This is a genomic window from Streptomyces sp. NPDC058469, assembly GCF_042721125.1.
Lineage (GTDB): Bacteria > Actinomycetota > Actinomycetes > Streptomycetales > Streptomycetaceae > Streptomyces.
The window spans coordinates 1-10,943 of sequence record NZ_JBHXME010000004.1 but is presented as its reverse complement, the minus strand read 5'-3'; the positions used below and the strand labels follow the sequence as shown (position 1 = coordinate 10,943).

Below are 10,943 nucleotides of genomic sequence, written 5' to 3'. Positions count from 1 at the left end.
TGTCAGGTCAGGACACGCCGGACGCCAAAGGCGCAGGTCAGGCGGCCGCTTCTCGCTCTCCGCGCACCATGAACACATCCACCGGGTCCTCCGCCTCGACGACGAACCCGTACCGCTCGTACAACCGCCGAGCCGGACTCCCTTGCAGCACATTCAGCCGTACGACGCCGACCCCGCCCCGATCACACCGCTCCAGCAGCTCCCCCAGCACCCCGGAACCGATCCCGCGCCCCTGGTGTTGCACGCCCACATAGAAATGCTCCAGCCAGTGGCAACGGGCGCCCGCGTCCGGCCGTAGCGCCACGCACCCGGCGAACGCCCCGCCCACCTCGATCACCCAGGTGCACCCCGGCTCGAACCCGTCTCGCAACCGCTGCCGCACGCGCCGCGCGTCGTACCGCCCCAGCCGTTCGAGATCACCGCGCAGTACGACGGCACGCAGTTCGGCGATCGCCTCGACGTCGGCCGCCGACGCGGGCCGTAGCTCCCAATCCGCCATGATCGGCACGCTACCGCGCGGAAATCGATGGAACCTGGGCGGCCCCGCTGCTGGAATGACGCGATGCACGGCGACTACGACGACAACGGCGACGACACATCGACGGTCATGGACCGAGGTCAGCACGAGGACGCCAAGACGCCCTGGGATCAGGGGACTTGGCGGAACGAAGCCCTCGGCTGGGCCGGCCGGGAACTCGCGGCGAGGGGACTGCGCGAGAGCGGGACAGCCCGACGGGGCGTACGCCTCCGCCCCTGGTCCGTCCTGGTCCGCATCCCCGTCGAAGGCGCCGGCCCCACCACCGCCGTCGCCACAACTGCCGTATGGCTGAAGGCCAATCCCCCCGCCAGTGCCTTCGAGGCTCCCCTCACCGCCGCACTCGCCCGCTGGGTCCCGGAGTACGTCCTGGAACCCCTCGCCGTCGACGCCGACCGCGGCTGGTCCCTGCTCCCCGACGGCGGCGAACTCTTCTGGCAGGTCCTCGACCGCACCCCCACCGACCCCCGCGCCTGGGAAGAACCGCTGCGCCAGTACGCGACGATGCAGGGCGCCCTCGTCCCGCACACCAAGGACCTGGAACAACTCGGCGTCCCCAGCGCCCGAACAACGGCGCTCCCCCAAGTCTTCGACGAGACAGTGGAGTTCATCCGGTCGGTCACGCAGAAAACAGCGGCGCCGCTACGACAACTACGGCCGCGCCTGCTCAACTGGTGTGCAGAACTGGCCGACTTGGGCATCCCCGACTCCCTCGACCACTCCGACCTGCACGACGGCCAGTTGTTCAACCCGGAGCCCGGCCGCTTCACCTTCTTCGACTGGGGCGACGCGGCCGTATCGCACCCGTTCTGCAGTTTCCTGGTCCCCGCAGGGCGCGTCACCGAACGCTACGGCCCCGAGGCGCTGCCCCGCCTGCGCGACGCCTACCTGGAACCCTGGACGCGAACTGGCCGTACCAGCAAGGAACTTCGCCGCGCTCTCACCCTGGCGGGACGGCTGGGCGTCATCGGCCGCGCGGTCTCCTGGGGCCGGCACTTCCCCGGCGCGTCCGACGAGACGCGGGTGGCGGGCGCGGCGGAAAGCGCGAGGTGGCTTCGACAACTGGCGTCCTACGAGCCCCCGTTCTGACGGTTCGCCCTCCTCTGGTCGTCAACCACCCACCCCCCGCTACAGGTTGACCGCCAACCACGCCTCCATGGCATCGAAGTCCGCGCCCGTGATCCCGTACCGATGGTCGACGCGTTGCAACAGCGCCCGTCCGGGATGGTGGGCGGTGACCCAGTCGCGGTCGGCGTCCCGGATCTCGTCGTCCACCCAGACAAAAGACCGCCCGGCGGCCCAGGCGACAAGCGACCGGGTCTTCCAGTGCAGGCCGCCGACCGCACTCTCACCCTCACTCCCCTCGGCCGGGTCGAGCCAGTCCACCAGGGGGAGTTGGGGCAACCCGAGCCAGGGCGCGACGCACACGTTCGCGTCGTCCATCCAGGTCGTAGCCCACACCAGTTCGCACCGCAGCGCGGCGAGCCGCGGCCCGAGCGAGGGGTCGATCCGGGTCAGCAGCGGAGGAGCGGTGGCCGCCGGCGGCGCGAAGCCCGGCTCGTACACCGGGTAGGGCCGCGACGCACCGAAGGGGAGCAGCGTCCCGTCGACATCGAGGAAAAGGAGCATCGCCAACAGGATCGGACACATTCCTCTCCGACGCCACGCACGTCAGCCATTACTCCCCTACGCCACGCACGTCACCCCTCGAACCCACCGACGCGCAGCAGCTCGTCGACCCGGGCCCGATGCGCCGCCTCCCACTCATCCAGGCTCTCGGCGCCCTCCTGAGCCAACCGCGCCAACGCCCCCGCGAGCACCTCGTCCCGCCGCGCACCCGGCACGACCACGACCCCGTCCTCATCCGCCACCACAACATCCCCGGCGTCGACGGCGACGCCCCCGCACCGCACCCGCTCGTTCAACGGCAGTACGGCCTTCTTGACCCCCGGGATCGGCACGGCCCCCCGCCCGAACACGGGGAACCCGGCCTCCCGCACCTCCCCCACGTCACGGATCACCCCGTCGACGACGAACCCGGCGACACCGCGCCGCTGCGCGATGGCGCACACATTCCCGCCGGCGAGCGCGTACTCCACGTCCCCGGACTCCACAACGATGACCGAACCGGGCTCGGCACGGTAGATGGCCGCGTGCAGCATGAGGTTGTCACCGGGCGGACACCGCACGGTGAAGGCCGGCCCGGCGAGACGCGGCATCGGCCCCCACAACGCCCGGACACCGAGGTCCACCACCTGCTCGTGGCCGAGCAGATCGGCGAGGGTGGTCGTGGGGACGTCCTGGAATTCGGTGGCATCAGTCATACGCCGGACGCTACCGTCCCCCTCATGACTGCCGGGTCGGCCTTGTGCCGTGAGCGAGTCGGGTACCCGGCCTCCGAGTGAGGCCGAGGCGGGCGAGAGGCCCGCCGTCTGTCACTGCGTCCAAGTCGAAGTCAATTCGAGTCACCACATCAGCGCGCAGCGACAGAGAGAAGAGATCACCACCGCATGCCCAACGACTTCAACCAGCCGGTCATCGACGAGTTCCGCGCCAACCGGGGCCGCATGAGCGGCTACTTCGAAGGCGCCCGCCTGCTCCTCCTCACCACCACCGGCGCCCGCACCGGCACCCCGCACACCACCCCCGTCGGTTACCTCCCCGACGGCGACCGAGTCCTCGTCATCGCCTCGGCGGCCGGCTCCGCCCGGCACCCGGACTGGTTCCACAACCTCGTCGCCCACCCCCAAGTCACCGTCGAGAGCGGCGTGTTCACCTACGAGGCGCGAGCCGACGTCCTCACCGGCGAGGAACGCGACCAGCTCTTCGCCCGAGCCGTGGAGGCGGAGCCGGGCTGGGCGACGTACCAGGAGAAGACCACCCGGGTGATCCCGGTCGTAGCCCTCCACAGCCTGGCGCAGGGCGGCCCTGGAACCATCAACGCGACATCCTTCGGCGAGGCCATCAGGGTCGTCCACGACGCGTTCCGCCGCGAACTCTCCCTGATCCGCGAGGAGTTGGCCCCGGGTGCAAGCACGACAACCCTCGGCGCCCAACTCCGCATCAACTGCCTGACGTTCTGCCAGGGCCTCCACAACCACCACACCGGCGAGGACACCGTCCTCTTCCCTCTCGTCGCCGAACGCCACCCCGCCACCACCCCGGCCCTGACCCGCCTGCGCGAGGAACACGAACGGATCGCGGCGCTGGTGGAGGAGTTGCGCGAGACACTCACGACGACCAGGGACCCGGCGACGGTCCGCGCGGAGGTGGACCGGCTGACGACGGCGCTGGAGGCGCATCTGACGTACGAGGAACAGGAGTTGATCCCGCTCTTCGACGCCTAACCGAGCGCGCGCGTCAGATGCGGGGTGGCCATCCGGCTGGCCGGCAGACCGAGGCAGCCGGTGGCCATCGCCAGGGTCACGTCGTAGGAGTCGACCGCTCTGCGCACGTTGGGGGCGTCCAGGCTCACGCCGGTGACCAGGCGGTCGAGGTCGATGTAGGCCGAGCGGATGATCTCCAGTGAGCGGTAGACGTGCCAGTCCTTCTGCCAGTCCTTGGTATAGACGGCCCCGAGGGCGCCTGCCCAGCGGCGGAACATGCGCTTGCGGATCTCCGGCTGGGTCGGGGTGAGGTGCATGTGCCGGACGAGGTCGTAGAGCGGGTCGCCGACCACGGCCATCTCCCAGTCGATGAGAGTGAGCGCGTGGGCGTCACCGCGGCGCACCAGGTTCCAGGGGTTGAGGTCGCCGTGCAGGAGGGCGGGGCTGCGCTCGGTCACCTCGTGGCGGGCCAGCATCTCGTGGAGCCGCTCTGCGTCCGGGAGCCCCAGCAGCCGGGCCGCCCGCTTGGATTCATGTGGCAAGTCACCGACCAGTTCGGCGAGTTGCTCGCTCAGCCAGGCGTAGAAGCGTCCTTCTCCGATCGCCGGGGCGATCGGCCCGTAGTCGACCTCGGTCAGGGCGCAGAGCTGGTCGACGAGCCCGTCCGCCTCGTTCGGCCGCAGGCCGTGCACGGGGTGGTCGGGCCGTCGGCCGGTGTCCTTCGGTCCTTCGTACGTGTGGATGGCGAACCGTTCGCCCTGATAGCTGGTGCCCAGGGCGAGGATCCGCGGCGCCGCCACCTCGACGGGCGCCTGCTCGATGGCCCGGAGCACCTTGTGTTCGGCGAGGAAGCTCTGCTCCCGCCGGCAGAGCTGCGCCGCCATACGCCGTACCACCACGAGACGGTCGCGGTCCTCCACCCGCACCCGTACCACCGAGTTGAGGTGGGCCGTGCCCTTGAAGACCAGGCCACCCGGTGCCGCCCCCTCGGCGACGAGGGCGTCACTGACCGCCCAGAAAGGGAACTCACCACGCTCCGGAACGCTCTCGGCAGGCGTCCATCCCGTGCCGACGACGAGTCGGCCACCGCTCGCCGTGTGGCGCCGGGAGTCCTGCCAGCGGTACAGCACCCGCTCGATCTCGGTGTCACCCGGCACATTGCGCAACCGCAACGGCCGGGCCGCCGACTCCAGGGCCCTGAGCACCGACACGGTCGCCGCCCGCAGGCTGCCCTCGTCGAACGTCTCCTCCAGCGACTTCGCCGCCCGCATCACGTCCGGATAGACGGACTGCGCCTGCTCGAATTCGACGTAGTGCCGCAGGTCCTTGGCCAGCCCGTTGACGGCGGTCGGCCGGACGCGGCGCATGGCGTCCGCCCACGCGTCGATCACGTCGCCCGTTTGGTGGACCGGGTAGCGCATGCGGACCAGATGGGTCGCCAGGTCGTGCAGGGGGTCGCCGTAGGTCGCCAGTTCCCAGTCGACACAGATGAGGGGCGGCGCCCCGCCGTGCGTCACGATCAGGTTGTCGCGGTGCAGATCCGTGTGGAGCAGGCTGTACGGACGTCTCGCCATGGCCGGCACCCGGTCCGCCAGCCGGTCCAGCGCGTCGTCCGGAATTCCCAGGGCGGTGAACAGGCCGCCGAAGTCGGACCAGTTGGGCCGCCGGATCTGCTCGTCGGTAAGGCGCACCAGCGTGCGCAGGAAGCCCTGACTGTCTTTGTCGTTGCTGGGCCAGGCAACCGGCAACCGGGGCAGCGAATCCCGGCGCACGTGGGCCATCCCTGCAAGCAGCCCCGCCAGTTGCCGGATCCTCGATGGGGCGACGACTTCGCCGTAGCCGCACGTGGCGGAGAGCGGCTCTCCTTCCACATAGCTGTGGATGGCGAAGCCGTCCCCTTCGAAGAGGCACTCAGGGGTGTTCGGCAGCACGGCACCGAGGGCGCCGAGGATGTCCGCCTCTTTCTCCCAGGTCCTGAGCACCACGGGCAGCGCCTCGCGGCGCCGCATCCGCACGGTGACGGCCGTCCCGGGCTCGCGCCCGACCCGTTCGGCCATGGGCTCCGTCAGCAGCAGTACGAAGTTCTCGTTGTGGTAGCCATGAATCGCGCGGCCCTGCCGGGTGGCGTGCTGCAGAAACGCCGCGGAGACGGCGTCCGGCAGGTCTCTCGTGGCGCGTTCCCCGCCGAGAAGAGGAGGACGGGGAACGGGTGGTGCGCCCACTGGCCGCTCCCGGTTGTTCGCACAGGACGTGGAAGGTACGCAAAACGTTAATCGCGAGTTGTACTCCGCACGACCAGAGTGCCGCTCCAGTGGCCACAACGGGTGGTTTGCCACTCTTCTGCGTGAGGTCGTTCGGATGCGCATGTCGGTTGGCGTGTTCGCCCATCCATACGCACGATCGGGAGCGGTTGCTCACCGGGTGGCCGCATGTTATCCAACCCTCCGGACAACCTGGTTGCGCTGGCGTTACGACATCACGCCCGCCCTCGGAGCTGTCGCAGGATCGGTTCCAGGGAGCCGACGACGGCCTCGGCCCCCGCCGCACGCAGCAACATTTCCTTCTTGGCGTTACGCGCGTAGCCGAGGAACGGAATGCCGGCCCGTCCCGCCGCCTCGCAGTCCGCCGGGGCGTCGCCGATCATCAGGGAGTCGGCGGGTGCGCCGCCCATGGCGCGCAGGGCCCGGTTCAGGCAGTCGGGGTTCGGCTTCATCAGATCGAGGTCTCTCGTGCGGCCGTAGACGTGCGAGTCGAAGCAGTCGAGCAGGTCCCGGCCGCCGAGATAGTCCTTCACCGTGCGCGGCGAGTTGTTGGTGGCCACGGCGAGCCGGCAGCCCACGGCTCGCCAGGTGCGGATCAACGGGTCGGCGTACGCGGTGGGTTGCGCGGAGCCGACCGCTTTGAGCTCCTGCTGGGTGAGTCTCTCTTCCAGTTCGACCACCAGATCGCTGCGCGGATGCCGTTCGTTGACCGCTTTCAGGACGACATGCGGATCCGAATCGTCCCGCTCGCTGTCCGTCAGCAGGGCCCGAAGCCCATGGCACTCCAGCCAGGTCACCAGATCCTTCGCCACGTCGTCGGCCGAGTGTCCCGCGAACAGTTGGCAGATCGGCCCGTCGAAGTCGAAGAGCACGAAACGGGCGTTCGTGATCAGTTCACGCACCTTGTCCGCCCCTGCTTCCGCCATTCCGGTCTGCGTCGCATCAGAAGTCACTAGGAGAGTGTCAGGTCCGTCGTGATGGTTTCCCAGAGGGCGTCGAACCACAGCTGCGATTGATCCACGAAGGCCGCGTCCCGCTCGCCGGTCTGACGGAGGAAGGAGAAGAGGAGGGACTGGGATCCGAGGACGTCATACATGTCCAGGGTCTGGCTGCCGTACTCCTCCTCCCGTCTGGTGAGCATGTAGTAACCGAGCAGCGCTTCCTGCCCGTTGAGGAGGTACAGCTTCACCGGCGGAGTGAAGGGGAGTGCCCGGAACGTGACCTTGACGTCCATGCCGTGGGTGGCTCTCAGGGACAGCAGGTTGTGCTGGAGTACCTGGCCCTGGGCGTTGCGCATCGACAGCCAGCGCTGGTGGACCGGGCTGTCCTCGCCGCTGCCGTCGACCGGGACCGGGAACGCGAGGGCGATCTCCCGGGAGGGCACCAGGATGCGGACCGCGATCGACTCGGGGCGCAGACGGCCCTCGTGGATCTGGCGGAGGGGTTCGCCGATGGCCACCATCAGGGTCTCGGCGGTGTGGCACACGACATCTATATGGACGTTCGGCGCCGAGAAGGCTTCCGTCAGGCGCGGTGCCAACCCGACCATCGTCGGCTGGGGTTCGCCCCGCAGCGGCGTCGGCGGCTCCGCGATCCGCGGCGGGCTCCCCTTGCTCACGTTCGTCAGGAGGCCCGCCTCCTGGAGGAGGCGCAGCGCCTGGCGTACGGCGCCCCGTTCGACCCCGAATTCTTCCGCCAGGTCGGCCTGGGTGGGCAGGCGGTCTCCTGCCTTGAGGTCGCCGGTGCGGATGCGGTCGCGTAGGGCGTCGGCGATCTCCTGGGGCGAGAAGCTTCTGCTGCCGTTCACTGCCACGTTCTCCTGGGTCACGACCAAACGGTATAACTCTGCCCCATCTAAGGGGAGTTGTTTGGAACCTGATTGTAAGTAGGTGTGAGTAGGTGCCAATCGGGAACAACTTAAGCAGAGTTGGCTGCCAACTTCTCCAAGTTGGTGGAAGTTTTGCTTCCACAGCCCGAAGGGGGAACCACCGTGCCTGCCATCGCCCTCCTCTCCGCCGTCTTCGTCGTCGGCTTCGAGCAGATCGTCCAGTGGAAGTACGGCGCCACCGGGATCATCGGCCTGCTGTTGCTCTCCATCGGCATCAAGGCCAAGAGCCCGGCCATCAGCTCCATCGGGGCCGTCGTCCTGGCTCTGCTGCTCACCGGACCGGCTCTGTGATCGGCCCGTCCTCCAGGTCAGCCACTGCGGGAGGCGATCAGCTCGTGGGTGTCAGCGTGAGCTCCGAACTGATCGTCTCCCACAGTGCGTTGAACCACAGGTGCGACTGTTCCACGAACGTCGTGTCCCGCAGCCCCGCGCTCTGGTCGAAGGCGAACAGCATCGACTGGGTGCCCTCCGCGTCGTACATCTCCACCTGCTCGTGGCCGATCTCCGCCTCGCGCTGGGTCAGCGTGTAGTAGGCGAAGAGCGCCTCCGACCCGTTGAGCAGGTACAGCTTCACGGGCGGGGTGAAGGGCAGCGCGCGGAACGTGATGTGCACGTCGATACCGTGCGTCGCGCGTAACGCGAGCAGGTTGTGCTTCAGCACCTGGCCCTGGGCGTTGCGTTGGGCGAGCCAGCGGCGTTGCAGCCGGCCGTCGGCCGGGGCGTTCACGCGGGAGGGGAAGGCGAGTTCGATGTCGCTGCTCGGCAGCAGCACCCGGACGTCGACCTTGGCCGGTTTCAGACGTCCGGCGTGGATCTGGCGCAGCGATTCGCCGATGGCCAGCGTGAGCGAGACCGCCGTGAGACACAACGCCTCTACCTCCACGTGCGGCTGAGCGAAGGCCTCCGCTATGCGCGGTCCCAGGCCCACCATCGTGGGCTGCGGCGGGGCTCCCGGCCCGGTCAGGGCCAGGCCGAGGTCGGGGGCCACGGTCGCCGGGCTGCCCTTGGACATGTTGGTGAGCAGACGCTCGGACTGCAGGATGCGCAGTGCCTGTCGTACGGCTCCGCGCTCGACGCCGAACTCGTCCGCCAGCTTGGCCTGGGTGGGCATGCGCTGGCCGGGCCGCAGTACACCGGACCTGATCCGGGTGCGCAGCTCGTCGGCCAGCTCGCGGTGTGACCACTGTGGCCGTGGTGACCTCGTCCGTCCATTGACGGTGGCGTGTTCAGGGTCCACAACCAAACACTACAACTTCCCGCCATCTTTGGGCAGTTCAAGGAAAGGTGGTTATGAGACGTACCCAAGAGGAGATAACTAGAAGAGAGTTGGTCGCCAACTTGGCCGACTTGGCCGCCTGGGTCTCTCTCCTGGAGGGGAGCCGAGAGCCCGGCGGCCGGCACCACCCCACAACTGAACAGCTACGGATGAGTCCAGTCCATCAACCGGCACCAGTGGAAAGGTCGTTCAGGATCAGAAGATGTCCGGGCACCATGGACGCCTGGACGTACGCAGCAGGGCGTCGGCCACACGGGCGGCGCCCGCTCGTTCTTCCCGCACCCGCCCGAGCGCGGCAAGCCGTACCGCCGACTCGTCACCCAGCCACAACGTCCCCAACTCCCGTACATCCAGCGTGAGTTCGGCACTCTCTGCGGTCGGCGTGCAGGACGCACCCTGCCCAGACGCCTCCAACCGGTAACGCCCGCCTGCCAGTCCGGCCCGGTCGACCACCTCGAACACCACCGCACCCTCCCCCTCGTACGACCGCGCCTCCATGGCCCGTACGACGTCCAGGACCCGCACCCACAACCAGTCCGCCTGTGTCGTGATCGTCGCCGCGCGCGGGTCCGGCAGGAGGAGGGGCAGCAGGTCGTCGGGGGCACGCCAGCCCGACTTCACCTTCGCCACCCAGTCGATCGAGCAGAGGTGGTGCCACAGGGCGCGTTCGGCGGCCGGCGTGGTCGCGATCAGCCCCTGCACCGTGGCCGTGTCGAGCGGCTGCTTGGCGTCGGTCCACGTGTCGTCGCAGACGTACGCCACCAAGCCCTGCACCTCGCCGTCCGCCGCGCGGTGGACGGCGTAGAACGGCTCGGTCCACGGCGCGCGTGTCAGACGTACGACGCCCGTGCCGACCTGCCACCAGCGGTCGTCGCGGGTGACCGCGCCGGGCTGGGTGCGGCGCAGTCGCTCGTGCAGTTCGGGACCGAGTTTGCGTACGTCCTCGCCGTCCACCAGGTCGATACGGCCGCCGTCCTCCGGGGCCGACCAGCGGGGGTCCAGGCCTGCCCTCGTGACGTCGATCTCCCACTGGGTCGCCGAGGTCGCGGGGCCGAAGCCGTAGCGGCCGTAGATCTGGTACTCGGCGGCGATGAGCGTGGCTACGACGTCGCCGCGTTCCTTCGCTGCGGCGAGGTCCTGGGTCATCATGCGGGTCAGGAGGCCTCGGCGGCGGTGGGTGACCGTGACGGTGACGTTGGAGATGGCGTCGGCTTGGACGGGTCTGCCGCCTACCGCCGTGAGCTCCTGGGGGAAGGAGCGGAAGGTCGCCACGCAGCGGGGGCCGTCGAAGGCGCCGAGGGTGCGGGACGGGTCGATGTAACTGCTGCGGTCGGCGATCTCTTCGTCCGAGACGTACGGGGTGCGCAGGAAACCGGTGTTCAGGGCGCGGATCCAGTCGGGGATCTCGGGGGGTGTGATGGGGCGTACGGCGAGGTCGTCCTGGCGGCGGCTGGTCATGGGATCACGGTAGGTCGGTGGGGGTGGGTGACGCCGGGATTTTTTTCGCCCCCGCCGCCCCTACCCGTCCCATCACTGGGGGCTGCGCCCCCAGACCCCCCTTCGGCCTGAACGGCCTCGTCCTCAAACGCCGGACAGGCTGATTGGTGCCGGCGCAGCTCAAACGCTGGACGGGCTGATGGGCTGGATGATGCCGGGG

At 69.1% G+C, this 10,943-nt stretch carries 11 protein-coding genes; 3 read left to right on the top strand and 8 right to left on the bottom strand.

Annotated features, from left to right (window positions below; all coding sequences use genetic code 11):
• Positions 1-37: 37 nt before the first annotated feature.
• On the bottom strand, positions 38-499 hold the full coding sequence (locus ACFWP5_RS03595; protein WP_384149573.1) for a GNAT family N-acetyltransferase: 462 nt from the start codon (positions 497-499) through the stop codon (positions 38-40).
• Between the two features lie 63 nt (positions 500-562).
• On the opposite strand from ACFWP5_RS03595, the gene ACFWP5_RS03590 reads away from it, so the two are divergent.
• A complete protein-coding gene (locus tag ACFWP5_RS03590) occupies positions 563-1,624 on the top strand; it encodes a phosphotransferase (protein ID WP_384149569.1) in 1,062 nt (353 codons plus the stop codon).
• Between the two features lie 39 nt (positions 1,625-1,663).
• Here ACFWP5_RS03590 and ACFWP5_RS03585 read toward each other — a convergent pair whose 3' ends face one another.
• Together ACFWP5_RS03585 and ACFWP5_RS03580 are read right to left on the bottom strand one after the other, a co-directional pair.
• Positions 1,664-2,164: an HAD domain-containing protein gene (locus ACFWP5_RS03585; protein ID WP_384149565.1), complete on the bottom strand. Its 501-nt coding sequence runs from the start codon at positions 2,162-2,164 to the stop codon at positions 1,664-1,666.
• A gap of 71 nt (positions 2,165-2,235) precedes the next feature.
• On the bottom strand, positions 2,236-2,859 hold the full coding sequence (locus ACFWP5_RS03580) for an RraA family protein (RefSeq protein WP_384149563.1): 624 nt from the start codon (positions 2,857-2,859) through the stop codon (positions 2,236-2,238).
• 186 nt (positions 2,860-3,045) lie between these two features.
• Between ACFWP5_RS03580 and ACFWP5_RS03575 the strand changes: the two genes are divergently transcribed.
• Positions 3,046-3,882: a nitroreductase/quinone reductase family protein gene (locus tag ACFWP5_RS03575; RefSeq protein ID WP_384149560.1), complete on the top strand. Its 837-nt coding sequence runs from the start codon at positions 3,046-3,048 to the stop codon at positions 3,880-3,882.
• Here ACFWP5_RS03575 and ACFWP5_RS03570 read toward each other — a convergent pair.
• From ACFWP5_RS03570 to ACFWP5_RS03560, 3 genes are all read right to left on the bottom strand, one after another.
• A complete protein-coding gene (locus ACFWP5_RS03570) occupies positions 3,879-6,083 on the bottom strand; it encodes a phosphotransferase (protein WP_384149557.1) in 2,205 nt (734 codons plus the stop codon). The genes ACFWP5_RS03575 and ACFWP5_RS03570 overlap by 4 nt on opposite strands.
• A 254-nt stretch (positions 6,084-6,337) precedes the next feature.
• Positions 6,338-7,126 (bottom strand): HAD family hydrolase, encoded by a 789-nt coding sequence (locus ACFWP5_RS03565; RefSeq protein WP_384149554.1) that lies wholly within the window; start codon positions 7,124-7,126, stop codon positions 6,338-6,340.
• Complete coding sequence (locus tag ACFWP5_RS03560; RefSeq protein ID WP_384149551.1) at positions 7,075-7,956, bottom strand: GntR family transcriptional regulator; 882 nt, start codon at positions 7,954-7,956, stop codon at positions 7,075-7,077. The genes ACFWP5_RS03565 and ACFWP5_RS03560 overlap by 52 nt, the downstream gene beginning before the upstream one ends.
• A 156-nt stretch (positions 7,957-8,112) precedes the next feature.
• Here ACFWP5_RS03560 and ACFWP5_RS03555 point away from each other — a divergent pair, with 156 nt between their 5' ends.
• A complete protein-coding gene (locus ACFWP5_RS03555) occupies positions 8,113-8,301 on the top strand; it encodes a hypothetical protein (protein WP_384149548.1) in 189 nt (62 codons plus the stop codon).
• A 37-nt stretch (positions 8,302-8,338) separates the two neighbouring features.
• Here ACFWP5_RS03555 and ACFWP5_RS03550 read toward each other — a convergent pair whose 3' ends face one another.
• A complete protein-coding gene (locus ACFWP5_RS03550; RefSeq protein ID WP_384149545.1) occupies positions 8,339-9,253 on the bottom strand; it encodes a winged helix-turn-helix domain-containing protein in 915 nt (304 codons plus the stop codon).
• Between the two features lie 228 nt (positions 9,254-9,481).
• Positions 9,482-10,744: a GNAT family N-acetyltransferase gene (locus tag ACFWP5_RS03545; RefSeq protein WP_384149542.1), complete on the bottom strand. Its 1,263-nt coding sequence runs from the start codon at positions 10,742-10,744 to the stop codon at positions 9,482-9,484.
• Positions 10,745-10,943: the final 199 nt, after the last annotated feature.